This window comes from Streptomyces sp. CB03238, assembly GCF_002099185.1.
Lineage (GTDB): Bacteria > Actinomycetota > Actinomycetes > Streptomycetales > Streptomycetaceae > Streptomyces.
This window is the reverse complement of the sequence record NZ_NBCN01000016.1, coordinates 24929-51370: the sequence shown is the minus strand read 5'-3', so window position 1 is coordinate 51370 and position 26442 is coordinate 24929. Positions and strand designations below refer to the sequence as shown.

Annotated in this window: 28 protein-coding genes; 13 read left to right on the top strand and 15 right to left on the bottom strand. The window is 73.2% G+C overall.

Annotation, left to right across the window (positions count from 1 at the left end; genetic code table 11):
* Positions 1 to 235: 235 nt before the first annotated feature.
* The 3 genes from BKD26_RS26730 to BKD26_RS26720 all read right to left on the bottom strand — a co-directional run bounded on the left by BKD26_RS26730 (position 236) and on the right by BKD26_RS26720 (position 2819).
* Entirely contained in the window at positions 236 to 1396 is a 1161-nt protein-coding gene (locus BKD26_RS26730) for an aromatic acid exporter family protein (RefSeq protein ID WP_241518861.1), read from the bottom strand.
* Positions 1393 to 2280, bottom strand: coding sequence for an SDR family oxidoreductase (locus BKD26_RS26725; protein WP_084903077.1), 888 nt, complete (start codon positions 2278 to 2280; stop codon positions 1393 to 1395). Before BKD26_RS26725 ends, BKD26_RS26730 begins: the two co-directional genes overlap by 4 nt.
* An 86-nt stretch (positions 2281 to 2366) precedes the next feature.
* Positions 2367 to 2819 carry a nuclear transport factor 2 family protein gene (locus tag BKD26_RS26720; RefSeq protein ID WP_179166717.1) on the bottom strand — a complete coding sequence of 151 codons (453 nt, stop codon included), beginning with the start codon at positions 2817 to 2819 and terminating at the stop codon, positions 2367 to 2369.
* Positions 2820 to 2870: 51 nt separating this feature from the next.
* On the opposite strand from BKD26_RS26720, the gene BKD26_RS26715 reads away from it, so the two are divergent.
* From BKD26_RS26715 to BKD26_RS26690, 6 genes are all read left to right on the top strand, one after another.
* Positions 2871 to 3431: a TetR/AcrR family transcriptional regulator gene (locus BKD26_RS26715; RefSeq protein ID WP_084903072.1), complete on the top strand. Its 561-nt coding sequence runs from the start codon at positions 2871 to 2873 to the stop codon at positions 3429 to 3431.
* An 11-nt stretch (positions 3432 to 3442) separates the two neighbouring features.
* On the top strand, positions 3443 to 4738 hold the full coding sequence (locus BKD26_RS26710; protein ID WP_084903068.1) for a tyrosine-protein phosphatase: 1296 nt from the start codon (positions 3443 to 3445) through the stop codon (positions 4736 to 4738).
* A gap of 235 nt (positions 4739 to 4973) precedes the next feature.
* The gene (locus BKD26_RS26705) at positions 4974 to 5744 is read left to right on the top strand and encodes a zinc-dependent metalloprotease family protein (protein WP_241518869.1); all 771 of its coding nucleotides are present in this window, start codon (positions 4974 to 4976) and stop codon (positions 5742 to 5744) included.
* A 66-nt stretch (positions 5745 to 5810) separates the two neighbouring features.
* Positions 5811 to 8318 (top strand): FHA domain-containing protein, encoded by a 2508-nt coding sequence (locus BKD26_RS26700; RefSeq protein ID WP_084903063.1) that lies wholly within the window; start codon positions 5811 to 5813, stop codon positions 8316 to 8318.
* Positions 8319 to 8327: 9 nt separating this feature from the next.
* Complete coding sequence (locus BKD26_RS41620; protein WP_084903060.1) at positions 8328 to 9146, top strand: hypothetical protein; 819 nt, start codon at positions 8328 to 8330, stop codon at positions 9144 to 9146.
* Positions 9146 to 10099, top strand: a complete 954-nt coding sequence (locus BKD26_RS26690) for a serine/threonine-protein kinase (RefSeq protein WP_084903058.1) — start codon at positions 9146 to 9148, stop codon at positions 10097 to 10099. Before BKD26_RS41620 ends, BKD26_RS26690 begins: the two co-directional genes overlap by 1 nt.
* A gap of 15 nt (positions 10100 to 10114) precedes the next feature.
* Here the strand turns inward: BKD26_RS26690 and BKD26_RS26685 are convergent, their stop codons facing one another.
* Entirely contained in the window at positions 10115 to 11356 is a 1242-nt protein-coding gene (locus BKD26_RS26685; protein WP_084903056.1) for a streptophobe family protein, read from the bottom strand.
* Between the two features lie 180 nt (positions 11357 to 11536).
* On the opposite strand from BKD26_RS26685, the gene BKD26_RS42125 reads away from it, so the two are divergent.
* Positions 11537 to 12763 (top strand): DUF6777 domain-containing protein, encoded by a 1227-nt coding sequence (locus tag BKD26_RS42125; RefSeq protein WP_206603721.1) that lies wholly within the window; start codon positions 11537 to 11539, stop codon positions 12761 to 12763.
* On the opposite strand, the gene BKD26_RS26670 is transcribed toward BKD26_RS42125, so the two are convergent.
* Positions 12724 to 13710, bottom strand: a complete 987-nt coding sequence (locus BKD26_RS26670; protein ID WP_084903324.1) for a sensor histidine kinase — start codon at positions 13708 to 13710, stop codon at positions 12724 to 12726. The two genes, BKD26_RS42125 and BKD26_RS26670, sit on opposite strands and share 40 nt — an antisense overlap.
* A gap of 5 nt (positions 13711 to 13715) precedes the next feature.
* Entirely contained in the window at positions 13716 to 14069 is a 354-nt protein-coding gene (locus BKD26_RS26665) for an STAS domain-containing protein (protein ID WP_084903051.1), read from the bottom strand.
* Between the two features lie 137 nt (positions 14070 to 14206).
* Here BKD26_RS26665 and BKD26_RS26660 point away from each other — a divergent pair, with 137 nt between their 5' ends.
* Positions 14207 to 15319, top strand: coding sequence for a hypothetical protein (locus BKD26_RS26660; RefSeq protein WP_084903049.1), 1113 nt, complete (start codon positions 14207 to 14209; stop codon positions 15317 to 15319).
* A gap of 41 nt (positions 15320 to 15360) precedes the next feature.
* A complete protein-coding gene (locus BKD26_RS26655) occupies positions 15361 to 16209 on the top strand; it encodes a hypothetical protein (RefSeq protein WP_084903047.1) in 849 nt (282 codons plus the stop codon).
* Positions 16210 to 16222: 13 nt separating this feature from the next.
* Here the strand turns inward: BKD26_RS26655 and BKD26_RS26650 are convergent, their stop codons facing one another.
* Both BKD26_RS26650 and BKD26_RS26645 read right to left on the bottom strand, forming a co-directional pair.
* Positions 16223 to 16864, bottom strand: a complete 642-nt coding sequence (locus tag BKD26_RS26650; RefSeq protein ID WP_084903044.1) for a DUF305 domain-containing protein — start codon at positions 16862 to 16864, stop codon at positions 16223 to 16225.
* Between the two features lie 93 nt (positions 16865 to 16957).
* Complete coding sequence (locus tag BKD26_RS26645) at positions 16958 to 17356, bottom strand: DUF6153 family protein (RefSeq protein WP_084903042.1); 399 nt, start codon at positions 17354 to 17356, stop codon at positions 16958 to 16960.
* Positions 17357 to 17591: 235 nt separating this feature from the next.
* Between BKD26_RS26645 and BKD26_RS26640 the strand changes: the two genes are divergently transcribed.
* The gene (locus BKD26_RS26640) at positions 17592 to 17996 is read left to right on the top strand and encodes a ChaB family protein (protein ID WP_084903321.1); all 405 of its coding nucleotides are present in this window, start codon (positions 17592 to 17594) and stop codon (positions 17994 to 17996) included.
* A 149-nt stretch (positions 17997 to 18145) separates the two neighbouring features.
* On the opposite strand, the gene BKD26_RS26635 is transcribed toward BKD26_RS26640, so the two are convergent.
* A complete protein-coding gene (locus tag BKD26_RS26635; RefSeq protein ID WP_179166715.1) occupies positions 18146 to 18424 on the bottom strand; it encodes a DUF1876 domain-containing protein in 279 nt (92 codons plus the stop codon).
* A gap of 169 nt (positions 18425 to 18593) precedes the next feature.
* On the opposite strand from BKD26_RS26635, the gene BKD26_RS26630 reads away from it, so the two are divergent.
* On the top strand, positions 18594 to 18950 hold the full coding sequence (locus BKD26_RS26630; RefSeq protein WP_241518860.1) for a hypothetical protein: 357 nt from the start codon (positions 18594 to 18596) through the stop codon (positions 18948 to 18950).
* Positions 18951 to 18983: 33 nt separating this feature from the next.
* Here BKD26_RS26630 and BKD26_RS26625 read toward each other — a convergent pair whose 3' ends face one another.
* Complete coding sequence (locus BKD26_RS26625; RefSeq protein WP_084903035.1) at positions 18984 to 20633, bottom strand: amidohydrolase; 1650 nt, start codon at positions 20631 to 20633, stop codon at positions 18984 to 18986.
* 79 nt (positions 20634 to 20712) lie between these two features.
* Between BKD26_RS26625 and BKD26_RS26620 the strand changes: the two genes are divergently transcribed.
* Positions 20713 to 21411, top strand: coding sequence for a TetR family transcriptional regulator (locus BKD26_RS26620; protein WP_084903033.1), 699 nt, complete (start codon positions 20713 to 20715; stop codon positions 21409 to 21411).
* Between the two features lie 112 nt (positions 21412 to 21523).
* Here BKD26_RS26620 and BKD26_RS26615 read toward each other — a convergent pair whose 3' ends face one another.
* A complete protein-coding gene (locus BKD26_RS26615) occupies positions 21524 to 22027 on the bottom strand; it encodes a DUF1360 domain-containing protein (RefSeq protein WP_084903030.1) in 504 nt (167 codons plus the stop codon).
* Positions 22028 to 22146: 119 nt separating this feature from the next.
* On the opposite strand from BKD26_RS26615, the gene BKD26_RS26610 reads away from it, so the two are divergent.
* The gene (locus tag BKD26_RS26610; RefSeq protein WP_084903026.1) at positions 22147 to 22593 is read left to right on the top strand and encodes a DUF4383 domain-containing protein; all 447 of its coding nucleotides are present in this window, start codon (positions 22147 to 22149) and stop codon (positions 22591 to 22593) included.
* Positions 22594 to 22629: 36 nt separating this feature from the next.
* Here BKD26_RS26610 and BKD26_RS26605 read toward each other — a convergent pair whose 3' ends face one another.
* The 4 genes from BKD26_RS26605 to BKD26_RS26590 all read right to left on the bottom strand — a co-directional run bounded on the left by BKD26_RS26605 (position 22630) and on the right by BKD26_RS26590 (position 26441).
* On the bottom strand, positions 22630 to 23217 hold the full coding sequence (locus BKD26_RS26605; RefSeq protein ID WP_073756011.1) for a hemerythrin domain-containing protein: 588 nt from the start codon (positions 23215 to 23217) through the stop codon (positions 22630 to 22632).
* Positions 23218 to 23287: 70 nt separating this feature from the next.
* On the bottom strand, positions 23288 to 24514 hold the full coding sequence (locus BKD26_RS26600) for an ABC transporter permease (protein WP_084903025.1): 1227 nt from the start codon (positions 24512 to 24514) through the stop codon (positions 23288 to 23290).
* Positions 24514 to 25299, bottom strand: coding sequence for an ATP-binding cassette domain-containing protein (locus tag BKD26_RS26595; protein ID WP_084903022.1), 786 nt, complete (start codon positions 25297 to 25299; stop codon positions 24514 to 24516). Before BKD26_RS26595 ends, BKD26_RS26600 begins: the two co-directional genes overlap by 1 nt.
* Before the next feature lie 14 nt (positions 25300 to 25313).
* Positions 25314 to 26441, bottom strand: a complete 1128-nt coding sequence (locus BKD26_RS26590) for a substrate-binding domain-containing protein (RefSeq protein ID WP_084903320.1) — start codon at positions 26439 to 26441, stop codon at positions 25314 to 25316.
* Between the last annotated feature and the right edge of the window lies 1 nt (position 26442).

Genomic DNA, 26442 nt, shown 5'->3' with positions numbered 1-26442 from the left:
CCGTTGGGCCCACCCGTACCCTCCCCCTGGGACTTCGTCCCGGGGGACTCCATGCGGGACGTCTGCCCCCAAAGGGTGCCGGAGGCGTCCGCCTGCCCTCCTCATGGGTACGGGCCCCGGCACACCGTGCTGCCAGGGGCCCGTACGGGGCTTGCGGGGCGGCGCCCGAAGAAGCGGGCGCTCCGGGGGGCCGGCACGCGCGGGCGCCCGCCCGCAACGGCCCGGCCCCCGGCCGTCACCCGCGCCGGGCCGTGACCCTCGCGTCGTCCAGGTCGTGCAGGAGCTGCTGGAGCTCCGCCGCCAGGCCGCCGACCGACGTGGCGGTCTCGTCGTCCTGCTCCGTGAGCCGGGCCTTGAGGCGCCGCTGCGCCTCCCAGGCCCGCCCCAGGGCCTCGTCCCGGTCCGCCCCTCCGCCGCCCGGCTCGCTCAGCGCCTCGCAGTCCGCCGCGCAGACGTCCGCGAGGGCGTGCAGCAGCGGCGGTACGCCCGCGAGGACGTCGTCCGGCGGCGGGGTGAGCCGGGGGCGGTCGCCCGCCGCCTGCGCGAGCATGCCGGTGAGCGCCGTCAGGTGGTCCGCGATGCTCTCCCACGACGCGTCCCACTGCGTGGTCGGCAGCTCCGGGCCGGGTCGGCGGATCCGCCGGCCCAGGTTGAGGCGCAGGCTCTCCCGGGTCCACATCCGCGCGTTGCGGAGGTCGGCGAGCAGCTGCGGCAGCCTCCGCGCCCGGGTGTGCCACTCCTGGGCCTGCTGCCGGTCGTACCCGCGCTCCATCTCCTCGGCCATGGCGCGCAGCAGCTCCGCGCCGTCCCTGGGCAGCCGGCACAGCGATTCGTGGGCGTGCCGCAGGTGCACGGGCGGCAGGATCAGCGCGTTGACGCCGATGCCGATGGCCGCGCCGAGAAAGGTCTCCAGCAGCCGGTGCAGGATGTCGAAGCCGCTGAACGAGCCGTACACCAGGACGAACAGCGCCGTCGTGGACGCGTAGATGCCCTGGCCCTCGAAGCGGGAGTAGTTGCCGAGCAGCGCGGTGACGGGCAGCACGATCGCCATCGCCGCCATGGTGTTCCCACCGGTCAGCCCGGCGGCCGCGGCCGCCAGCACGGTGCCGGCGGCGATGAGGACGACCTGCTGGACACCCGTCCGTACGGAGCGGTAGACGGTGCTCTGGACGAGGGCGACCGCCGTCCAGGGTGCCATCAGGGCCAGCGGGGCCTGCCACCACCAGCCGGCCACAGCCCAGGCGGCGATGGCGGCCCCGGCGGCCTTGATGGACTGGACGGCCAGGTCCCGTTCCGGCCCGGAACCGGTCAGGGCCCGGCGTACGGACCGGCCGACCGCCGCGGCCTCCCAGCCGGCCCGGTACCACAGCTGCCGTGCGTAAGCCCCCGGAGTCACGGCAGCGGGGTGCCGCCGGTGGCGTTGACGATCTCTCCGGTGATGTAACTCGCGCTCGGTGCGGCGAGGAAGACGTACGCCGGTGCCATCTCGGCCGGCTGGGCCGGTCGGCCGAGCGGCGACTGCTTCCCGAACTCGGCCGTCTCGGGCATCGTCGCGGGGATGAGCGGTGTCCAGACCGGCCCGGGGGCGACGGCGTTGACGCGGATGCCGCGCGAGGCGACCATCTGCGCCAGCCCTTGGGTGAAGGTGACGATGGCGCCCTTGGTCATGGCGTAGTCGAGCAGGGGCGGGCTGGGCTTGTACGCCTGGACGGAGGTGGTGTTGATGACGCAGCCGCCCCTGGGGATGTGCGGCAGCGCCATCCTGGTCAGCCAGAACATGCCGTACAGGTTGGTCTTCATCACCCGGTCGAACTGTTCGGTCGTGATGGCTTCGATGCCGTCCGGCTGGGCCATCTGGTAGGCCGCGTTGTTCACCAGGATGTCGATCCGCCCGAATTCGTCGGTGGCCCGCCGGATGAGGGCGCGGCACTGCTCCTCGTCGCGGTTGTCGGCGGCCATGGCGATGGCCTTGCGGCCGGCCTCCTCCACGAGCCGGGCGGTCTCGCGTGCCTCGTCCTCCTCCTCGGGGAGGTGGGTGAAGATCACGTCGGCGCCTTCGCGGGCGTACGCCAGGCTCACCGCGCGCCCGATGCCGGAGTCGCCGCCGGTGATGACGGCGACGCGGTCCCGCAGCAGTCCGGTGCCCCGGTAGGACTCCTCGCCGTGGTCCGGGGGCGGGTCCATGGGGCCGGTCCAGCCCGGGTGCGGCTGCTCCTGTTCGGGGAAGTCCGGCTGCGGGTGCCGGGTGACGGGGTCCTGGGGCTCACGGGGATCTGTCATGGTCCGCCTTTCTGATCATCATGGGTCGACTTCTCGCGTTCCCAAGACTCATGGACCGATGCATTCGCCGCGAATCAGACAGCGAATCAGACAGTGATCCGGGGCGAGGCGGCTGCGATGGGCACGTCGTTGATGCTCGCGTAGCGCTTGCGCATCAGGCCGTGCTCGTCGAACTCCCAGTTCTCGTTGCCGTACGCGCGGAACCACCGGCCGTCTGCGTCGTGGTACTCGTACGCGAAGCGCACGGCGATGCGGTCGCCGGTGAAGGCCCACAGTTCCTTGCGGAGCCGGTAGCCGAGTTCGCGCTGCCACTTGGCGGTGAGGAAGGCGACGATCTCGTCCCGGCCGCGCAGGAAGACATCGCGATTGCGCCACTCGGAGTCCTCGGTGTAGGCGAGGGCGACCTTCTGGGGATCGCGGGTGTTCCAGGCGTCCTCGGCGAGCCGCACCTTCAGGCGGGCGGTTTCCTCGGTGAACGGCGGCAGGGGCGAGCGCACGGCGGTCTCCTCTCGAAGCCGGGCGAGAACGACCGTTCTCACCCTGTCGAGTACCGTACGAGAACGATGGTTCTCACGCAAGGGAGTGGTGACATGGACACCGAGGCGACCAGGACCCGGGTCCTCGACGCGGCCGAGGAGCTGTTCTACGGCCAGGGCATCCAGGCCGTCGGCATGGATGCCGTCCGGTCCGCCTCCGGAGTCACCCTGCGGCGCCTGTACCAGCTGTTCCCCTCCAAGGGCGCGCTGGTCGAGGCGTACCTGCTGCGGCGCGACGCCCGGTGGCGCGCCGGCCTCGCCGCGTATGTGGACCGCGTGGACGGCCCGCCGCGCGAGCGGGTGCTGGCGGTCTTCGACTGGCTGCGCGGCTGGTTCGAGGAACCCGGCTTCCGGGGCTGCGCGTTCATCAACTCCTTCGGGGAGCTCGGCGCCACGTCGCCGGAGGTGGCCGAGGCCGCGCGCCGGCACAAGGAGGAGTTCCGGCGGTACGTCACCGACCTGGTGGCCGAGGCGGGCGCGCCCGCCTCCGCCGGTGCGTATGTGACCCTGCTCGCGGAGGGCGCCATGACCACCGCCGCCCTCACCGGCTCGTCCCGTCCCGCCCGGGAGGCGCGGGAGGCGGCGGACCTGCTGCTGCGTCAAGTCGCCGCATAGAGTGCCCGGTTGTGACCAGACACCTGAACTTCGAACGGCTGCACAACTTCCGGGACCTCGGCGGGTACGTCACCGGGGACGGCCGGCGTGTGCGGTGGGGAAAGCTGTTCCGCTCCGACTCGCTGGGAAAGCTGAGCGCGTCCGACGGCGGCGAGGACTGGGACCGCTTCCTCGCGCTGGGCGTCCGTACCGTCATCGACCTGCGCTACCCGTGGGAGATCGACGCCACGGGGCGCGTCCCCGGCCACCCTTCGCTGGCGTACCACAACCTGAGCGTCGAGCACCGGCCCTACAACCAGGCCGGCCTCGGCCCGGACGTCGAGCCCGGCCCGTACCTCGTCCAGCGCTACCTGGAAGTGGCCCACGACGGCGTCAAGGAACTGCGCCGGGCCCTGGAGGTGATCGCCGCGGCGGAGGACGCCCCGGTGGTCTTCCACTGCGCCTCCGGCAAGGACCGCACCGGCCTCCTCGCCGCGCTCGTCCTCGCCCTGCTGGGCGTGGACGAGACCGACATCGTCGAGGACTTCACCCTCACCGAGCTCGCGACCGAACGGCTGGTGGCCGACTGGCGGGCCGCCCATTCCGGCCGCCTCCCGGACTGGCCGGGCTACGGGCGTGCGCCCGCGGACGTGATGCGCCTGTTCCTCGCCGCCCTGGCCGAACGGCACGGTTCCGTATGCGGTTACGCCACCGGCCTGCTGGGCGTCGACGACGACCTGGTCGCCGCCCTGCGCGAGAACCTGCTCGAAGCGGCCGGGGAACCGCCACTGTCGTTCCGGCGCGCGGGCGAGAACGACCTGCCCGACCTGGTCCGGCTGCGCGACGACGCGGCGCGGTGGCAGCTCGCCCACGGCATCGACCAGTGGAAGCCGGGACAGCTCGGCGAGGGCCACTTCCGGGCCCGGCTGGCCGACGGGGAGGTCTGGATCGCCACCCTCGGCCCCGGCGGGCCGGTCGCCGGGGCCTGGGAGCTGTGGTGGGAGGACCCCGCCGCCTGGGGGCCGCAGCCCCCGACGGCCGGGTACGTCCACCGGCTGATGACCGACCGCCGCACCGCACCGCCCGGCACCGGGCGGCGGATGCTCGCCGAGGCGGAACGGCGCGTCGCCGCGGCCGGGCGGAGCCTGTGCCGGCTGGACTGCCTGGCCGGCAACGCCCGGCTGCGCGCGTACTACGAGGCGGCCGGGTACGGCGTCGTGGGCGAACAGGCCGCGAAGGACGGCGGCCTGGGCCGTACGTACGCCGTCACCCTCCTGGAGAAGCGGCTGCCGGGCCGAGCCGCCCCCGTACCGCCGCCGAACCGGTGAATCGGCGTCACCCCGTGCATGCGGCACCCGCCTTCTCGCAAGGACACCTTGGATTGTCCTCTGCGAAAGGATGGAAATGCGCGTTGCCCCTTCGTCACTGGGTGCCGCCGCACTGGCCCTCGTGCTGAGCACGACCGGCTGCGGCGCACCCGCACATGAGCGACCGTCCGCCCTTTCCGGCCCGCCTGCCGCCGCGCCCGCACGGGAGGGGACCGGCACGTGCCATGCACCGGTGATGAAGAAACGTCACTGCATGGGGGTGCCCCGCACCCGCCACGCCCAGCGGATCGTCACCATCGACATCCTCGCCGGCTTCACCGCCCGCGCGGTCGGCGAGGCGGGCGGTGAGCACATCCTGCGCGCCAGAATCCGACGGGCCGTCACCTCCACCTCCCAGGCGTTCACCGCGAGCGCCGTCCGCGCCCGCCTCCGGCTCAGCGGCATCGTCCGCGCCACGGTGCCCGCGCGGCTGGACCGGTCCGGTGACGCCCTGTTGAAGGCGGTCGCCCGGCGCGGCGACGGTGTCGCCGACCACCTGCCCCGCCTCCGCGACGACATGGGAGCCGACCTGGTCACGGTGGTGACGGGCAGCGGCGGAGCCGCCGGGCTCGCCAACCGGCCCCGGCGCGTGACGTCCCGCACCAGCGGCCACAGCTACAGCGTCGTCGCCCAGCAGGCCCTGGCCCACCACTCCCTCGCCCACGAGATCGCCCACAACCTGGGCGCCATGCACGACTACGTCACCACGCCCCACGGCGCCAACAGCGCCCGCGGATACTTCCCTCCGTCGGGCAGGTGGTCGACGCTGGAGGCGTACGAGTCCGGTTGCCGCAAGGCGACCGGCGGCCCCTGCCGTCGCGTCAACCGCTACTCCAACCCCCGCCAGACCTACCGCGGCGAACGGCTCGGTACGCCCGTGGGGCAGCCGAGGCCCGCCGACAGCGTCCGCGCCTTCAACGCCGTCGTCCCCATCGTGGCGGACTACCGGCGCCGCCCTGCCCGGTGAGGCCCGGGAGGCCCGGAATTTCGCACTTCCCAGGCGTATGTCGGACCGGAAGGATAAAATTCCCCTATGGGAGAGCGGCCATATGTGCCCACCGCGCCCGAGCTGGTCCTCGACATCGACGGGGACTCCACCGTGATGAGTCCTAGTCGGGAGTACCACATCGGGCGCGACCCAGCGAGCGACATCGTGCTGACCGACGCCCGGATCTCCTGGCATCACGCGGTGCTGCGCCCCGAGGGCGGACAGTGGACCGTGCAGGACGAGGGCAGTACGAACGGCACCTTCGCCGAGGGCAGACGCGTCCAGGCGTGGGGCGTGGGGCCCGGCAGCGTCATCCACTTCGGGCATCCGGCCGACGGGCCCTGCGCCCTGCTGTCGGCGCCCGAACAGCCGGCGCCGGCGGACCGCCCGGCGCCGCCGCCCGAGCGCTCCGCGCCGCCCGCGCCGCCCGCACCGCCTCCTGAGCGAGCCGCGCCCGCGCAGCCCGCGCCCTCCTGGTCCCAGGCCCCGTCCGCCTCGTCACAGCCCCCGCCCGCCTCGTCCCACGCCCCGCCCCCCACGCCCCGGCCGTCCTCCGTGTCGCTGCCCGGCGCCACCGGCACGTTCCGGCAGCCGACCTCGATACGGCCGCTGCCGACGCGGACCGTACGCATCGGGCGCGGCCCCGACAACGACCTGGTCGTCGACGACCTGACGGTCTCGCGCCGGCACGCCGAGCTGCTCGCCCACCCGGACGGCACGTACTGGATCCACGACCTCGGCAGCCACAACGGCACGTTCCTCAACGGCCAGCCGGTCACCCGTGCGCGCGTGACGCCCGACGACATCGTCGGCATCGGGCACTCGGCGTTCTGCCTGGTCGGCGCCCAGCTGGTGGAGTTCACCGACACCGGTGAGGTGTCGCTGGACGTACAGGACCTGGCGGTCACGGTGGACCGGGGCCGCAAGACCCTCATCGACGACGTGTCCTTCCCCGTCGGGGAGAAGTGCCTGCTCGGCGTCGTCGGGCCCAGCGGGTCCGGCAAGTCCACGCTGCTCAACGCGCTGACCGGGCTGCGCCCCGCCGACCGGGGCACGGTGCTGTACGACGGCCGCGACCTGTACCGGGACTACGCCGAACTGCGCCGCCGCATCGGCCTCGTACCGCAGGACGACATCCTGCACCTCCAGCTGACCGTGCGCCGCGCCCTCACCTACGCCGCCGAGCTGCGCTTCCCCGAGGACACCGCCCGCTCCGAGCGGCAGGCCCGGGTGGACGAGGTCATCGAGGAGCTCGGCCTCGATCAGCGTGCCGAACAACCGATCCACAGCCTTTCCGGCGGGCAGCGCAAGCGGGTCAGCGTGGCGCTGGAGCTGCTGACGAAGCCGTCGCTGCTCTTCCTGGACGAGCCGACCTCCGGCCTGGACCCGGGCATGGACCGGTCGGTGATGCACATGCTGCGCGGGCTCGCCGACGACGGCCGGACGGTCATCGTCGTCACCCACAGCGTGCTCAGCCTGGACGTCTGCGACCGGCTGCTGGTGCTGGCGCCGGGCGGGCGGATCGCGTACTACGGGCCGCCGGAGGACGCCCTGGGGTTCTTCGGCTTCAGCGAGTGGCCCGAGGCGTTCGAGGCGTTCGAGAACGACCGGGACCGCGACTGGGCGGGCCGGTACCGTACCTCCCGGCTCCACCAGCAGTACATCGCGGGCGCCATGCAGCGGCCCCCGCTGCCCGACGGGGCGGCTGCCGTCACGCCGCCCGCGCCGCCGCCGAAGGCGCAGAGCTGGGGCGCGCAGCTGCGGACGCTCGTACGGCGGTACGCGGCCGCGCTGAGCGCCGACCGGACGTTCATCGCCATCATGATCGCCCTGCCGTTCGTGATGGGCGCGATGGCCCGGGCCCTGTCGGAGGGCGGCTTCGGCCGTGAGTCGACGATGAACGTGCTGCTCATCCTGTGCGTCGGCGGCGTGCTGACGGGCGCCGCCAACGCGGTGCGGGAGCTGGTGAAGGAGCGGACGATCTACCGCCGGGAGAGAGCCGTCGGCCTGTCCAGATCGGCGTACCTGATGTCCAAGGTGGTGGTGCTCGGCCTGATCACGGTCGTGCAGGCCGTCGTCCTGACCCTGGTCGCGCTGATCGGCGTCCCGCTGAACGCACCGGGCGGCAAGGGCGTGCTGATGCCACCGCTCGTGGAGATCACGCTGGCCGTGGCGCTGCTGTCGTTCACGGCGATGATGCTCGGCCTGTTCGTGTCCGCGCTGGTGCGCAAGGAGGAGGTCACCATGCCGCTCCTGGTGCTCCTCGCGATCGTGCAGGTGGTGTTCTGCGGCGGCCTGCTGAAGATCCACGGGTCGCTCGTCCTGGAGCAGCTTTCGTGGCTCATCCCGTCCCGGTGGGCGTTCGGGGCGATGGGCTCGACGGTCGACATCCGGAGGCTCTCGCCGACCGACAAGACCGCCGATCCGCTGTTCGAGCACACGCTGGGGACGTGGCTGCTGGACATGGGGATGCTGGTGGTGCTGTCCGTCGTCCTCGGGTTCGTGGTCGCGAAGATGCTGCGCCGGCACGAACCGGTGATCATGCGAAAGTAGGCACGGCTGATGGTCTTCCCCGGTTCCCCGAGCGCTTCCCACTCCCCCGGCAACGGCTTCCGGCCCAGCCATGTGGTGCCCGCCGAGGGGTTGCCCGCCTGGGAGACGCCGGATCCGGCGCGGCCCACCGTGCCGTTGGACCCGTTCCTGCCCGTGCAGTTGCTGGACCGGGTCGGCGACTGGGGCCAGGTCCTGTGCTCCAACGGGTGGTCCGCCTGGGTGGACGGACGCCTGCTGGTCTCCGTACCGCCGGATCCACCGGCGGCGGGGCAGCCGATGGGCACGGCTTCCGATCCACGGCCGCTGCTCGCCCGCGCCGAGGAGGCGGTGGGCCGCTACCGGCGGGCGGCGGAGGAACTGGCGGCGGGGCGCGTGGACGGCGAGACGTTCCGGCGGCGGACCCAGGGGCTGCGGATCGGCCTGGTCGTGGACGGGGAGTCGCTGTGGATGTACGACGCGCGGCGGGAGCGCTGGCTGTACTGCGACGGCACGCGGCTCAGTACGTACACTGCCTCGGCCGCCCCGTCGGCGGTCCCGGAGGCCGACCGCCCGGCCGGCCCCTCCGCCGAGCCCTCCGCCGACCCCTCCGCCGACCCCTCGGGCGGCCCCTCGGGCGGCCCGGAGGCCGGTCCGTCGGCCGTGGGGGCCGGTACCGGGCTGGGCGAGGAGCCGCCGCCACCGGTCGTCCCCGCCCCACCCGTGGGGTACGAGCCGACGCGGGTGGTCGAGCACGCGGCGGTGCCCGACGCGGGCGCCGAGCCGACGCGGCTGGTCGAGCGCCGCGACGACGAGAACGACGTACCGGACCGTACGACGGGTGACGGCTGATGGCGGACCGCGTCACGCGTGACGACCTGCCCGCCGGCCGGCCGTCGGGGCTGGTCGGCAAGCAGATCGCGGACTACCGGGTGGAGAGCGAGATCGGACGCGGCGGCATGGCCGTGGTGTACCGGGCGCGCGACCTGCGGCTGGACCGGGCGGTGGCGCTGAAGCTGCTCGCCCCGGAGCTGGCCCGTAACGACACCTTCCGCAAGCGGTTCGCGCACGAGTCACGGGTCGCCGCCGCGATCGACCACCCGCACATCGTGCCGGTGTTCGAGGCGGGCGAGACCGAGGGCGTGCTGTACATCGCCATGCGGTACGTCGCCGGGCAGGACCTGCGGGCCCTGCTGGACCGGGAGGGCCCCCTGCCGCCCGACAAGGCCGGGCGGATCGCCGCGCAGGTGGCGTCGGCGCTGGACGCGGCGCACGCGCACGACCTGGTGCACCGGGACGTCAAGCCGGGCAACATCCTGGTCGCGCCGGGCACCGACAGCGAGCATCCCGAGCACGTCTACCTCACGGACTTCGGTCTGACGAAGAAGTCGCTGTCCCTGACCGGGTTCACCAGTGTGGGGCAGTTCGTCGGGACGCTCGACTACGTGGCGCCGGAGCAGATCTCGGGGCGGCCGGTGGACGGCCGGTGCGACGTGTACAGCCTGGGGTGTGTCGTCTTCGAGACGCTGGCGGGGGTGCCGCCGTTCCGGCGTGACGACGACATGGCGCTGCTCTGGGCCCACCAGTACGATCCGCCGCCGCCCCTGACCGGTGAGCGCCCGGGACTGCCGGCCGCCGTCGACCCCGTCCTGGCGAAGGCGCTCGCGAAGGCACCGGAGGAGCGGTACGACACCTGCCTGCAGTTCGTGGCCGAGCTGCGGGCGGCGCTCGTGGGCAACGGTGGTGCGCGCACACCGCCCCCGGCGCCGCCCGCCTGGGCGCTGCCGGTGTTCCGGGAACTGTGAAGGTGAACCTCAGGGTTACTTCGTGGGGACTTCGCCCCGGCGGCGTACGCGCGAGGCGAGCAGCCCGCCCAGCGAACCGGCCACCAGGCCCCACGCGAGGGCGAGCCCGACAGCGGTCCACACATGGGGGCGCAGCGCCACCTGTCCGCCGAGGTCCTCGATCTCGATGATGCCCAGCACGGACAGGCCGAGCCGCGCGACGACCCGGGTGACGGGGGTGACGACGAGCATCGTGAGCGCGAAGGCGACGCCCAGGTGCAGGGCGTACTGCCACAGCCGGGTGCCGGCCGGTGAGCGGACCGCCATGGCGAAGGCGGCGGCCAGCAGCAGCACGGCGGCGACGGGGATGAGCCACCAGGCCCGCCCGTCGTGCTGGGCGAGGGCGGCGACGTTCAGCGTGGTGTCCTCCGAGCCGCGCAGCGCCTGGTCCAGGACGTGGGGCATGGGCAGGCCGAACGGGCCCTCGACCCTGCCCTCCCAGGAGGCGCCGGTGCCGAGGCCCAGGGCGAGCCAGACGACGTTGGGCAGGCCCAGCAGGATCACGGCGAACGTCTCGGCGGCATGGCCCCTGGTCGCCGCCACGACCAGGCCGACGACCAGGCCGACGGCCACGTAGGCGAGGAGCAGGAGCAGCATGGCGAAGGCGGCCGGGCGGACCGGTTCCTGGAAGCGCAGCAGCCGGGCGGGGAGCGGAGCCTTGCGGGAGACGAGCAGGGCCATGGCGAGGACGCCGAGCAGCCAGATCAGGCCGAACAGGAGCGTGAGCCCGGTGTCGGCGCGGAAGCCGACGGTGGGGGTGGCGTCCAGCAGGCCGCCGATGATGTCGATGGGCGAGTCGGGCGGCGCGACGGGGAACGTGTGCCGGGCCAGTGCGGTCAGCGCGGCGAGCGCGGCCAGCCACAGGACGGCCGTTCGGGCGACCCGGCCGAGGAGTTCGCCGGTGCCGGCGACGGCGCGGTGCCGCAGCGGCCGGAGGAAGCAGGCGCCCGCGACGAGGGCTCCGGTGAGGGTCACGGACAGCGGCATGAGGGTGAGTTCCGCGTCCGTACCGGCGAGGCCGCCGGCGTCTCCGGCGACGTCCACCGATCCGCCGGCGGCGATGACGACGACGGCCGCGACGACGTGCGGGAACGCGCCGTCCGGCAGGTCGGCGGCGCCCGCCGCCCACAGGCCGAGAGCGGCGACGACGGCCATGGCGACCAGGGCGGCGAGCACGGCGACCAGGGCGTCGCCCCAGTCGCGCACGGCGCCGCGCACCCCGCTCGGTGCGGGGCTCGGTGGGCGGGGTCCCTGACGGCTCACGCTGCCACGTTAAGGGTGCCGCCGGGAAGCCGCCTGCCGACGGTGGCGGCGTGTCACTGCGCGGACGCTGTCCGCTTGCGGGGCGCACCCGTACGGGACACACAATGGGCACGGTACGGAAGAAAGGGAACAAACGTGACTTCCCAACCGCCCTCCGAACGCCCCACCGGCCCTCCTCCGGGCCCCATCTCGGGCGCCTCCACGCACCCGCAGGGTGGCCCGCCGCCGCCCTCCGCCCCAGGAGGCGAGGGGCCGGGCGGCCCCGGTGGCCCGGGTGGCGGAGGACCCGGCGGGGGCGGCGGTCCGGGCGGCGGTCCCGGTGGCGGCGGCCCGGGTGACGGGGGTGGCGGAGACCGCCCGTGGTGGCGGTCCGTCCCGCGCATCGCGATCGCGGCCGGCGCGCTCGTCGTGGCGGTGGTGGTGGCCGTCGTCCTGACCCGCCCGGGCGGCGGTGACGGGGACGGCGGGGGCGGCGGCGGGGGCGGCACGCTCTCCCTCCAGAACGCCGCGGCCACCGGCCCGGACCCGTTCACCGATTCCACGGCCCGCGACCCGGTCGACTCGCCGTCCCCCACCGTCCAGGTGCCCACGACCGCGCCGCCGCCCGGCGACAACGCCGTACGGCAGTACGACGGTTCGCGGCGCGGCCTGTACGGCGGCACCAAGAACGTGGCCAGTTGCGACGTCGAGCGTCAGATCGAGTACCTGGCGGCCGAACCGGCCAAGAACCGGGCCTTCGCCACCGCCCTGCGCATCCAGCCGCCCACCGTGCCCGACTACCTGCGGTCGCTGACCCCGTTGCGGCTGCGCGCGGACACCTGGGTCACCAACCACGGTTACCGGGACGGGGCCCCACGGGCGTACCAGGCGGTCCTCCAGGCCGGCACCGCCGTCCTGGTCGACAACCGCGGGGCGCCGCGCGTGCGGTGCGCCTGCGGCAACCCGCTCGGCGACCCGGTCATCACCAGGACCGCACCGCGGCCCACCGGCACCCCGTGGCCCGGCTACCGCATGTCCAACACGGTCGTCGTCAAGCCCGCCACCCAGGTCGTGAAGGTCTTCGTCATCGTCGACATCGACACCGGCGAGTGGATCGCCCGCCACCGGGGCGACTCCAACGCCGACCGGGACAAGGAGACGAAGGCGCCGACGATCAGCCCCACCGACACCGCGACGTCCCCTCCCCCGTCGTCGCCCACGCCCAAGCCGCCGTCCTCCCCCAGCCCGGAGACCCCCGAGTCCCCGGTGAGCCCGGAGACGGCGGACACGGAAACGACCACGGAGCCGCCCCCCGGCGAGACCACCACCGAGCAGTCGCCCGACTACGGCTCGCCGCCGGCCCCCGCCTCACCGGCGTACTGACCGCGCGGCTCGGCACCCCGGACCGGCGGCCCGAAGTAGCACCGGATGGTGGTGCCGTCGGGCGCCGTGTGGAGGCGTACGAGATCGGCGAGGTAGTTGACCAGCAGCAAGCCGCGACCGCCGAGCTGGCCGGGTTCGGCGGGCCGGCGGCCGGCGAGCGGGTCGCTCAGCCTGCCGCGGTCCTGCACCTCGCACACCACCTGGCCGTCCTCGGCCCACAGCCGCAGCGTTCCCGTGCCGCCGCCGTGGATGACGCTGTTGGTGGTCAGCTCCGAGACCGCCAGGGCCAGGTCCTCGCGCCGGTCCGCGGGCAGGCCGAGCGTCTCGGCGTGGTGGGTGGCGAAGCTACGCGCGTCAGGCAGCAGGTCGGCGTCGTAGACCAGTTCGCGGACGCCGGGGGGACGGGCCAGGGGCAGGTTGTAACCGGCCACGACCCGGTCGGGCGCGTACGCGTCGCTGACCCGCTCGACACCGTCCTCGATGAGCACCGGATGCGTGACGCGCGCGTCGGCCAGCACCAGCGCGTCCAGCCCCGAGGTGTCGTACGGGCACAGGATGGTGGCCGCGCGGCCGGTGAACGCGTGGTTGATCAGTGCCTCGTGCTGCGCGCAGGCCGGGTACTCGTCGGGGGTGCGCCCCTGCCAGATCGGTTCACCGATGATCCGTACGCGGCGGCCGGGGTGGGCGTCGGCGAACCCGCGCAGCACGCGCGGGATGATCCGCCCGGGGTTGCGGCCCGCCTGCTCCATGTCCAGCAGCCGCACGCGGTCGGCGTCGCCGCCGAGCGTCTTGCGCAGCAGGGCGAGCCTCTCTCCGGGAACGGCCACCGCGACCGGTTCACCGGCGGCGAGGCCCGCTTCGATGAACGGTACGGTTCCCGCCAGGTACCCGGCCTCGTCCGCGTAGAACAGGGCTGGGTGCGTGAACGGATCGGCCGTCGGCGCCATGTCGTTCACTCCACCACCTCGATCGCATCGAGTTCCGGCCAGAACAGCTCCAGCACACGACTCAGGGAGGGCGGCGGGTTGCGGACCACGATCCGCCGGCCCCCGGGCAGGCGCTGCGCCGTGCGTGCGAGGGTGGTCGCCCCCGCCACGTCGACGAAGCTGAGACCCGACAGGTCCATGTGAATGTCCCCCTCGCGCTGGATCAGCCGGCCCAGAATGCTCTCCCATTGCGTGAGCGTGTCCAGGTAGACCTGACCCGACACGTGTACGCATCCCGCCCGCCCGGACTCGTCCGCCGCCAGGGGGCGGCGGGGACGTCGTCCGGGCGTGGACCCGTCCTCGGTGTGCAGCACCGCCATAACCCCTCCGCGATCTCCGTCCGGCCCCCCGACGGTACCTCCGACTGCGCTCCAGGCGAAGCCGGTTCCGTTCCCCGGCCGGGTCCACGCGCGCGTTCCGGCCTTTTCGGGCGATATGTTCGCTTTAGCCTGACGGCATGTCCGATACGCATGATGCTGCCGACGCCGAGGAAGTCCAGGGCTCCCAGGAAGCCCAGGGCTCGCACGGCGCCCACGGGCGCCCTCCGACGCGGGCCGACAGGTGGGCGACGTTCAAGGAGTCGCCCTTCCTGCCGGCCTCCGTGCTGGTGCTGATCCTGGCCGTGGCGGCCGCCCTGTTCGCCGGCTCGTACACGTACACCATGGCGAACCCGACGCCGCGTCACATCCCCACCGCCGTCGTCGGCGCCACGGACACGGCCGAGGGCAGGAGGTTCGTCGCCGGCATGGAGCGGGCGCTCAACGCCTCGCTGGAGCTGCGCCGGTACCGGACCGGGGCCGAGGCGCGCCGCGCGGTGGAGGAGCAGGAGGTCTTCGCCGTCCTCACCGCCGGACCGGCCGGCACCGGCGTGCGGCTGGACGTGGTCGGGGCCGCGGGGGCGTCCGTGGCGCAGGTGCTGGCCGAGGCGGGGCCGGCGGTGGGCCGGGCGACGGGCGTGCGGGTCGCGGTGCGGGACGTCGAGCCGCTGCAGAAGGGCGATCCACGGGGGCTGGCGCTGTTCTACATCTCGCTCGCCGCGGTGATCATCGGCTTCGTGGGGGCGATCCAGCTGAGCGTGCACGCCCGCGCGCTCGACCCGGCCGAGCGGATCGCCTTCACCGTGGCGTACGCGCTGCTCGGGAGTTTCGCGATCGCCGCGACCGTCGACTGGCTGCTGGGCGCGCTCGACCTGCCCTTCGTGGAGTCCTGGCTGATCCTGGCCCTGACGATGTTCACCTCCGGCATGGTCTTCACCATGTTCAACACCCTCATGGGGCGGTGGGCGATGCTGCCGACCTGGGGCCTGATGGTGCTGCTGGGCAACCCGTCGTCGGGCGGCGCGGTGTCCTGGCCGCTGCTGCCGTCCGTACTCGGCCACATCGGGCGCTGGCTGCCCCCCGGCGCCTCGGTGAACGCCCAGCACACGGCCGTGTACTTCGGCGGCCACCAGCACGTGTTCCCGTTCGCGGTGCTGGGCGCGTGGGCGCTGGTGTCCGGCGGTGTCTTCTGGTTCTGGCGCCACCGCCACCCGGGCGGCCGTGACCGGGCCCCGGCACACGCGGCGGCCTAAACTGGCAGTGACCGTCTTCTTCGTGGGGGGCGGGAGGCACCATGGGCGCCAGGGTGATCTACGTCCACGGCACCGGCAACAAGGTCCGTCCGGAGCTGCTGAGGTCGCGGTGGGACAACGCGCTCTTCGGCGGGGACACGGGCGAGACGTCCCTGATGGCGTACTGGGCGCCCGTACGGTACGAGGCGCCGCTGCCCGACGACGGCGTCCAGGACGAGGTCCCGCCGTCCGTGCGGGACGAGCCGCCCGAGGAGTTCGTGGCGCGCACGCTGGGCGAGGCGTGGTTCGAGTCGGGCGGCACCGCGCCGGAGGGGCCCTGGACCGGGGAGCCGGGCGACCCGCTCGGCGGCTGGCTGCGGGACATGACGTACCTGGCGGACACGATGGCCGCGTCCGTGGCGGCCCGCAGAGCCGTCCTCCGGACCCTCGTGAAGCACACGTTCAAGGACACCCACGCGTACTTCTTCGGAGGAGCCGGGGACGCCGTCCGTGACGTGGTCACCGCGGCGCTGGACAAGGCGGAGGACGCCCCGCTGGTCGTCGTGGGCCACGACCTCGGCTCCGTCGTGGCCTACGAGGTGCTGGCGGAGACCGGGCGGGAGGCGGAGCTCTTCGTGACCACCGGCTCCCCGCTGGGCGTCGCGGAGGTCCAGGACCACCTGGCCGCGCGGCCCGCGGTGCCGCCAGGCGTACGTGCCTGGCTGAACGCCTCGGACCTGCGGGACCCGGTGGCCCTGGACCACACCGTGCGCCCCGAGTACGCCCCGGCCGACCGCGTCACCGATGTGCTGGTGGCCAACGACAGCGCGGACCATCACGGCATCGCCGCGTATCTGGGCGACGCACGGGTCGGGGACGCCTGCCGGGAGGTGCTGGCGCGCCTCGGGTAGGTGCCGCGCGGGATCAGTCCGTGCCGAGCAGCTTGTTCATCTCGGTGATCTCGGCGGACTGGGAGGCGATGATGTCACCGGCCATGTCCTTGGCCGGCTGGTAGGAGCCCTTGGCCTGCTCGGTCTTCGCCATGGCGACGGCGCCCTGGTGGTGCTTGATCATCAGCTGCAGGAACGCGGTGTCGAAGGCCTTGCCGGAGGACTTCTCCAGCTGCTCCATCTCCTGCTCGGTCATCATCCCGGTCGTGCCGTCGCCGTGGCCGGAGTGATCGGCCGACGCGTCCTCGCCGGGCACCTGCTCGCCCCAGGAGGTGAGCCATCCCGACATCGTGCGGATCTCCGGGTCCTGGGCCTTCCTGATCGCGGCGGCGAGCTCCTTGACCTCCTTGGCCGAGGCCCGCTCCGCCGCCATGTCGGCCATGTCGACGGCCTGCCGGTGGTGCGGGATCATGCCCTGCGCGAAGGCCACGTCGGCGGCGTTGTGCCCGCCCCGCTCGGCGGACGGGGAGGAGGTGGCGGGCGCGCTGCCGTGACCCGCGTGGCCGGAGGAGTCGCCGCCGTCGGTGCCGCAGGCGGCGAGTACGAGAGCGGCGGCGGTGACGGCCGCGGCGGAGGCGGCGGCCTTGCGGGTACGGAGAAGACGTCGTGCGGTCATGGTGGTGCGACTCCTTGCGTGCGTATCAGGGACGACTCAACGGGCACGGCGCCGCTCCTCGGGGTGAGGAGCCGGTGCGCCGCGCGGGCGTCCCTATATGCGGAGGAGTTGCAGCTGGGCCAGGTCGGGCGGAGCCCGGTCGGTGGCCGTCGCACCGCCGGCGCGGGTGAGGAGCGTGACATCGGCCCCCGGCGCGCCGGCACCGGCGATCAGGGGCGGCTGGGCGGGTGCGGTGGAGACGCCCCCGGCCGCGCACGTGGAGTCCGCGTGCTCGGCGTGGCCCGCCCCGCTGTGGCCCTCGTCCACGTGCTCGCACGCGTCACCGGCGACATGGGCGCCCTGTCGCGCGTGCGCATGACCGGTGGCGGCCGGGCCGAGGAAGCCGGGCGCCAGCCCGTGCATGGCGAGCACCCCGGCGAGTACGGCCAGGATCAGCAGCGCCCTGCGGTACGCCGGGGGGCGTACGTGGCTGCGGTGCTGATCGGGGCTCATGGCCCTCATCGTAAAGGCCCGCCTTCCGCGCAAGCCGGGGCCCCCGGACAGTACGACCCGTCCGGGGGCCCGGCCCAGCAGCCCCATGGGCGGGGCGCTTGGAGTTAACGGGTCCGACTCTGCCAGCAGGGTGCGCCGGACGTCGGCAGGCTCGGCGCGGACGCGGTGTCGCGTCACCCGTCCGGCGTTTGTCGGGGCGCCCCGCGGGTCACCCGTCGGGCAGGAGGTGATCAGCGTGCCGGGAGAGCAGGAGCTGCCCTCGACGCTGCGGCGCTCGCCCAGGAGCGCGCAGCGTACGTGGGTGAAGGCGCACGACTCGGCCGTCGAGGAGTACGGGGAGGGCGAGCGCGCCCACCGGGTGGCCTACAGCGCCCTGAAGCACACCCACGAGAAGGTGGGCGACCACTGGGAGCGCAAGGAGGGCGGTCGCAAGGGTCCGTCGGATCCGTTGGCGGCGCGGCCCAGGCAGCAGGGCGGGCGCAGTGGTGAGGGGGTCGACGAGAACGCTTCCAAGCAGCACCTCTACGAGCTCGCGGGCAAGCTGGACATCGCGGGCCGGTCGCGGATGTCGAAGCCGGAGCTGCTGGAGGCCATCCGCAAGGCGAACAGGTCGCGGACGCGCCAGGCGCGGTCGTCCTGACGGCGTCGGGAGGCGTCGAGGGGCGGGCCGCGTCGGGAGGCGGGCGTCGTGGGGCGGGCCGCGTCGGGACGCCGTGGGGCGGGTCGCGGTCGGCTGCCGACCGCGACCCGCCCGTTCGCGCCGTCCGTTCGCGCGCGCTCACCTGGCGCTCACATCGCCAGGTGCGCCGGGATGTGCGTCGCCTCCTCGATCTCACCCCCGGCCTTCTTCATCAGATTTCGGGAGAGTTCGTTCAGGCAGCGGGCCGCGGCGATCTCCTCGCCGACGCGCTGCTGCTCCATGTCGTCCGGGTGCCGCTTGGCGTGGCCGTGGGCGCGCATCTCGGTGCCGTCCGGGAGCCTGACCATGCAGGCCGCCCGCGTCTTGCCCGCGACCTCGTCCTCGGTGAACTCGATGTCCACGTGCCAGCCGACGATCGTCTTCATCACTCACACCTCCTGGTCACTCCGTCACTCCTCCAGCGTGCACCTGCGGGTACCCATGCGCCCATTCGGGCGACACGCCGTTTCGGCCGGGTGCTGAACGGGGTCCGGGGCTGCTCCGTACTAGTGCGGTGAAACGTCCCTGCGGCAACGACACGCAACGACAGGAGCGGCAATGAACGAGCGCGACGAGCCGGCGATGCGAGGACTTCCGGACGGCGGCGCGGAGGTGTCGGTGGTACTGCGGCTGCGCTGGGACGACATCGCGGCGCTCGGCCGGGAGGCGAGCCGGCTGGCCGAGCAGCGCGGGGCCCCGGTGAGCCTGGACGACGCGGTCAGCCATCGGCTGCGTACCTGGTCCTCGGTGGCGAACGCCCCCGACGAGCGGAGCAAGGCGGCGCCGCCCGCCCCGGCGACGGCGGCGATCTCCGGTGGCCCCGGGGCCACGGACCGGGCCCGGCACCAGGTGGGGCACCTCGGCGATACGGCCCCGGTGGCGTCGATCACGGCGCACCCCGCACGGCAGGCATAGGAGGACGGGCCGGGCCGAGGCGGGGCGCGGCGGTCACGCGTCGTCGGCCGCGTACACGCGCTCACCGCCCACGTACGTGAGCGCGACCCTCGTCTCCGCGATGGCCTCCGGCGGTCCGGCGTACGGGTCGCGGTCCAGGACGACCAGGTCGGCCAGGGCCCCGGTCCGTACGCTGCCGGTGTCGTCGAGGTGGTTCACGTGGGCCGAGCCCGCGGTGTACGCGGTGAGCGCGGTGTTCAGGCCGATGCGCTGGCCGGGCAGGAAGACCGGGCCGGTGCCGCCCGGCAGGACGCGGTTGACGGCGACGTGGATCCCCTCGATGGGGTCGGGGCTGCTGACCGGCCAGTCGCTGCCCGCGGCGAGGGTCGCCCCGGCGCGCAGCAGGTCGCCGAACGGGTACTGGCGGGCGGTGCGTTCCGGGCCGAGGAACGGGATGGTCAGGTCGTCCATCTGTGGCTCGTGCGCGGCCCACAGGGGCTGGATCGTGGCGGTGGCGCCGAGCGCCGCGAAGCGGGGGATGTCGTCGGGGTGGACGACCTGGAGGTGGGCGAGGTGCGGTCGGGTGTCGGTGGGGCCGTTGGCGCCGCGGGCGGCCTCGACGGCGTCCAGGGCGTCGCGTACGGCGCGGTCGCCGAGCGCGTGGAAGTGGACCTGGAAGTCGAGGGCGTCCAACTCGGTGACGTACCGCGGCAGCCGGGCCCGGTCGATGAAGCTGGTGCCGCGGTTGGCGGTGGCGCAGCCGCAGCGGTCCAGGTAGGGGTCGAGCAGGGCGGCGGTCCCGTTCTCGGCCACGCCGTCCAGCATCATCTTGACGGTTCCGGCGCGGAACCGGCCGTGGCTGAGGGCGTCCCGCCGTTCGAGGAGGTCCGGGATCTGCTCGGCGCCGCGTGCGCGGTCCCACCACAGGGCGCCGACGACGCGGGCGGTGAGGGAGCCGTCGCGGGCGGCGGCCAGGTAGGCGTCCGAGGGGTCGTCCATGCCGAGGAACGTGCCGACGAGGGCGTCCTGCCAGGCGGTGATGCCCAGCGCGTGCAGGGTGCGCTGGGCGTGCAGCAGGGCGGCCAGCCGGTCGGCGTGGGTCGAGGGCGGGGTGAGGCGCCCGACGAGTTGCATGGCCCCTTCCTGGAGCATGCCGGTCGGTTCGCCCGACGCGTCGCGTTCGATGCGGCCGTCGGAGGGGTCGGGGGTGTCGCGGGTGATGCCGGCGAGGGCCAGGGCGCGGCTGTTGACCCAGGCACCGTGGTGGTCCCGGTTGGGGAGGTAGGCGGGGCGGTCGGGGACGATCGCGTCGAGGAGGTCCTTGGTGGGCGTACCTCCGTCGAACGCCTCCATGGACCAGCCACCGCCGGTGATCCACTCCCGGTCGGGGTGGGCGGCGGCGTACGCGCGTACGGCGGCGAGGGTGTCCGCGGCGGTCTTCGCCCCGGTCAGGTCGCACTGGGTGAGCTCCAGGCCGGCGGGAACGGGGTGGACGTGCGCGTCCTGGAAGCCGGGCAGCAGGAGACGGCCGGCGAGGTCGACGACCTCGGTCTTCGGGCCGATGAGGCCGTGTACGTCGTGCGCCTCGCCGACGGCGCTGATCCGGTCGCCGGTGACGGCGACGGCGACACCGGTCGCGGGGGTGGCAGGAACGAGGACGGGGCCGCCGGTGAACACGAGGTCGGCGTGGTGAGGGGTCCGCATGAGACGCATCGAAGCGGGGCGACGGCCAACAGGTCAATGGCGTTGACATAAGCACGCCCGGTCCGCGACCCTCGGTCCGGTGACCGACCGAGTCGTACCAGGCCCGGCCCGACGGCGCCGCCGCCCGACCAAGCGGGGTGTCGTCCTGTCCGAGCGGCTGATCGTCGAGACCGCCCTGCGCCTCATCGGCGAGCACGGCGCCGACGCGCTCACCGTGCGCCGGCTCGGCCTGGCCCTGGGCGCCGACCCCAGCGCCCTGTACCGCTACTTCCGCGGTACGGACGACCTGCTGCTCGCCGTCGCCGACGAGCTCATCGGCCGTTCGCTGGCCACCTGGCGCCCCACCGGCGACTGGCGCGAGGACCTGCGGAGCCTAGGTCTGCGCATACATGCCGGTGCCCTCACCCATCCGCAGGCGGCGGTGCTCGGTGCGTGCCGGGTGACGGGGCGCGTCCATGAGATCCGGGCGGTGGAGACCATCCTCGGCATCCTGTGCGGAGCCGGGTTCCCCGACCCGGAGGCGGTGCGGCTCTACCACGCCTTCGTCGACCAGACGCTGGCCTTCGCCGCCCTGGACGCGGCGAACGCGGCGCTCCCCCGGTCCGCGCGGGAGGCGGAGGCGGAGGTGTGGCGTACGACGTACGCGCGGCTGCCCGCCGCGACGCACCCCCATATCGCCGCCACGTCCCGCCACTTGGTGACGCAGATGCCGCGCAGCGCCTATCCGTTGGCCCTCGACCTGCTGCTGTCGGCCGCGGCCGGCCGGCTGGGCCGGTGAGAGGCGGGGACCGGGATGTTCCCGTACCCGGACCGGCAACCGGTCTCGCCGGGCGTCGGGTCCGTACGGCTCGGGTCACCCGCCCCGTATGAGCGGGCGTACCGCCCCCGGGTCAGTCCTTCGTGGCCTTGTCCATCAGGAGCGTGTACGCCAGTTGCAGCGCGTCGGCCCCGGCCACCGTCGCCACGGCGGCCACCGCGGTGCGGGTCGCGCGCGGCCACAGCACCCGGCACGCGGTGAACGTCGTCCCCACCCAGACGCTCATGCAGAAGGGGCAGGTCACCAGTTCCCCCGCCGTCTTCCTGCGTCCGCCCCGAGGCGTCTCGCTCAGTTCGGCCGGCCCCTGGTGGCGTTCGTACGTCGTGAACGGCGCCCGCAGCGGGCTGGTGACCACGCCCTTCGTGAGCAGCCGGCTCAGCCGGAACGTCGCCACCGACGTGAGCGCGACGTCCCACGGCTCCGCCCGGTCCGGCAGCGCGGCGCCGCTCCGCCGGATGACGGCCGCCCACCCCGTCACGTAGGCGCCGTAGCCGGCCATGGCCGCCAGGTATCCGCCGAGCGGGCGGTTGCGGGCTCCGGCGTAGGCGCGGCGGGTGTGTCGCAGAAGTTCGACCATGCGTGGCGACTGCCACCCGGATGTAAAAGCGGGATAAACACGCCCAGCCCGGGTACGCACGATTCAGGGGGTGGTACGGGCGGACCGCAAGGCCGCCCCCACATGAAGGAAGTCCGATCATGAACAGTCTTCGTGGTACGACTGTGGCTCCCCGGACCCCCGTGCAGCAGGCAGCGCTGCTCGTGGGTGCCGTCTTCCTGCTGGTGGGCGTCCTGGGGTTCATCCCCGGGATCACCACCGACTACGACGCGATGAAGTTCGCCGAGCACGATTCCGAGGCGAAGCTGTTCGGCGTGTTCCAGGTGTCCATCCTGCACAACCTCGTCCATCTGGCCTTCGGCCTCGCCGGCCTGTCGATGGCGCGCGCCGTGTCGACCGCCCGGACCTTCCTCGTCGTCGGTGGCGTGATCTACCTGGCGCTGTGGCTGTACGGGCTGTTCATCGACCACGACAGCGCGGCCAACTTCGTACCGGTGAACACGGCCGACAACTGGCTGCACCTCGCTCTCGGCGCCGGCATGGTCGCCCTCGGCGTCCTCCTCGGCCGCCGGCGGCTGGTCCCGTGACCGATCGCGGGACGCCGGCGGCCACGGCAGGGGCTGTCAGCGGCTGGTGACGTGCTTCAGCGCGTCCCTGGTGCGGTCGAGCATGGACGCGAACGGTCCGACGACCCACTGTGCCGTCGGTGAGCCGGCGGCGCGCGGGTGGGGGTGGGTGGGGGCGAGCTTCTCGACCAGCTGGAGCTGACCGCCCAGCCTCTTCCGCTTGGCCTCGGGGCACTCCTGGAGGACGGAGGGGAACTCCTCCTTCTCCTCGTGTTCCGCGTGCTCGATGACGTCCTTCTCGAACCTGCGCAGCAGCTCGTCGAACTCCGGACTGGAGACGTCCATCCTCTCCAGTTCGGCCAGGACCTGGTTGGCCGCCTTCTCCTCCCGGTTGCGGGCATCGGCCTCCGCCGCGCCGGCGGTGTCGGTCGCGACGGGACGCAGGATCATCTCCTCCGCGGTCTCGTGCACCGCCAGCAGTGCCCTCAGCGCGTCGAAGGCCTCCTGCTTGGGCCGGCCGCCCTCGGCGCCCTTCACCTCCGAGAACAGGTCCCGGATGAGCGCGTGCTGGCGCAGCAGCACTCCGATCACGTCGTCGTCGGGAAGCTTCGCGGCCTCCGCTCGTTCTTGCTTCGCGCTGCTCACGGCTTTTCCTCCGTCTCGTTCCGGAACGACGATACGTACGAGTCCCACGAACACGACCGCCCATGCCCGGCTAGACCCGGCCGTGGGCCTTCTGGGCGCGCCGCGACAGGGAGTCGATGACCACGGCGACGAGCAGCACCCCGCCCGTGATCATGAACTGGACGGCGGCCTGGATGCCCAGCAGGGCGACGCCCGAGGCGATCGACTGGATGACCAGGACGCCGAGCAGTGCGGACCAGACCCTGCCGCGGCCGCCGAAGAGGCTGGTCCCGCCGATGACGGCGGCGGCGATGGCGTTCATCAGCAGGTTGCCGCCGCCCGACGCCTGGCTGGCGGACGTGACCCGGGAGGCCAGGAACAGGCCGCCGGCCGCGGCCATCGTGCCCGACACCATGAACACCGAGATCCGCACCCACGCCACCTCCAGGCCGGCGCGCCGGGCGGCCTCGACACCGCCGCCGAGCGCGAAGATCATCCGCCCGTAGGTCGTGCGGCGCAGCACGTAGTCCAGACCCACCAGGACGACGATGAAGATCAGCAGGGCGAGCGGCAGCCCCTGGAACCGGTTGAGCACGAACGCGGCGGCGAAGACGACCACGGCCAGGGCCCCGGTGCGTACGGCGATCTCGGTGAGGGTCCGGGACGGCACTCCGGCCGCGACGCGCCGCCGCGCGTCCCGCACGGAGACGAGGAAGTAGCCGGCGGTGCCGAGCGCCGCCACGCCGTACGCGACGGCCACGTCGTGGAAGTAGTGGCCGGTGAGCATGGCGACCAGGCCCTCGTCGTCGAGGTTGATGGTGCCGCTCGATCCGAGGATGTACAGCATCAGGCCGTTCCAGCCCAGCAGCCCGGCCAGGGTGACGACGAACGAGGGGACGCCGACCTTCGCGAAGAAGAATCCGTGCACCGCCCCGATCGCCGCTCCCATGACCACGGCGATCAGCACGGCGACGCCCTCCGCCATGCCGTGTTGGACGTTCAGAACGGCGAACGCGGCCGCCGCGAGGCCGCTCACGGAGCCGACCGACAGGTCGATCTCCCCCAGGAGCAGGACGAAGACGACACCGACGGCGATCAGTCCGGTGCCGACGATGTCCACGCTCAGGTTGGACAGGTTGCGGGGCGAGAGGAACTTCTCGTCGAGGATCACGAAGATGAGCCAGATCGACGCCAGGCTGAGCAGGACGGGCAGGGAGCCGAGTTCACCGCTGCGGAGGCTGTCCTTGAACGCCTCGACGCGGCGCGCCTTCCCTCCGTCCGTACCGCCGGCGCCGCTCGTGCCGCTCGTGCCGCTCATCAGCCCAGCTCCCACTCGCGGGACGCGCGCCGGGTGACGGCGTTGTCCGTGGCCCCGGTGATGGAGGAGATGATCTGCTCGTGGGAGGTCGTCGTGACGTCGAAGAAGCCGTTGTTCCGGCCGAGGCGGAGGACGGCGATCCAGTCGGCGACGGCTTTGACGTCCCCCATGTTGTGGCTGATGAGGAGCACGCCGAGGCCTCGTTCCCGCAATCGGTCGACGAGGTTGAGGACTTGGGCGGTCTGTTCGATGCCGAGCGCGGCGGTGGGCTCGTCGAGCAGGACGAGTCGCGGGTCGCCCAGCAGCGAGCGGGAGATGGCGACGGTCTGCCGCTGTCCGCCGGACAGGGAGGCGACGGGGACGCGGACGCTGGGCATCCGGATGGAGAAGGTGTCGAGCAGGCCGAGGGTGCGGCGCTCCATCTCCACCTCGTCCAGGATGCCGACCCGGTGGATCTCCCGGCCGAGGAAGAGGTTGCCGACGACGTCGAGGTTGTCGCACAGCGCCAGGTCCTGGTAGACGGTCGCGATACCGAGGGCCTGCGCGTCGTGCGGCCGGGCGATGTGGACCGGCCGGCCGTCCCACTCGAGGACACCGTGGTCGGCGGGGTCCACACCCGAGATGATCTTGATCAGGGTGGATTTTCCGGCACCGTTGTCGCCCACCAGCGCGACGACCTCGCCCGCGCGGATCTCCAGGTCGACGTCCGCGAGCGCCTGGACCGCGCCGAACCGCTTGAAGACCGCCTTCAGCGCCAGCAGGGGTGGTGCTGCCATGTGAACCACTTCCGTCCCAGGGCTCATGGCGTGAGTCCCGCTCTCTCGCAGTCGGCCGCGAACTTGGGGGTGCAGATCTGGTCGACCGTGTACATGCCGTCCTTGACGACCGTCTCCTTGATGTTGTCGGCGGTCACGGCGATCGGCGTGAGCAGGACGGAGGGGATGCCGCGGGTGGTGGGGCTGTCCACCCTGCCGGTCGCGATCTCGTCCGGGCTCTCTCCGCGTACGAGTGCGACGGCCATCTCCGCGGCGGCGTACGCCTCCAGCCTGAACGGCTTGTAGACGGTCATGTACTGGTCCCCCGCGACGATCCGCTGGATACCGGCGAGCTCCGCGTCCTGCCCGGTCACGGGGGGCAGCGGCCGGATCTTGGCGGACTTCAGGGCCGAGATGATGCCGGCGGCGAGGCCGTCGTTGGCGGAGTACACGCCGTCGATGTTGTCGGCGCCCAGGGCGGCGATGGCTCCGGACATGTTGATGTGGGCGTTCAGCGGCCGCCACTCGGCGGTGTCGTACGCCTTGCCGATCCTGATCTTGCCCTCGAGGGCGGCGAGCGCGCCCTCCTTGAACCAGGCCGAGTTGGGGTCGGTGGCGGCGCCGTTCATCATCACGATCTGGCCGCCGCGCGCCTTCTTCCCCATGGCCTTCAGCAGCGCCTCGCCCTGGAGCCGCCCGACCCGTTCGCCGTCGAAGGAGACGTACGCCGAGATCGGGCCGTCCACGAGCCGGTCGTAGGCGACGACCTCGATGCCCGCCTCGCGGGCCCGGTCGACCGAGGAACGCAGCGACTTGGAGTCGACGGCGTCCAGGATCATCACCCGGACCCCCTTGGTGATCATCGCGTCGACCTGCTGCTGCTGGGTCGCCACATCGGCTTGCGCGCTGTTGAACTCCACGTCGCACTCGGCGCACAGCTCGGCGATCCGCCGCTCGATCAAGGGCCGGTCGAACGCGCCGAAGCGATTGGTGTCGTCCGGGAGCAACAGGCCGATCGCCCGGCCGTCGGGGGCGACCCGTGCGCCCGGCTCCCGCACTTCGGCGGCCTTCCCGCAGGCGGCGAGGCCGGAGGGCAGGGCCAGGGCCAGGGCCAGGGCCAGGCCGGCCGACGGCAGGACGGCGGGTGCGGTCCGGCGGCGGCGCGTGTTCATC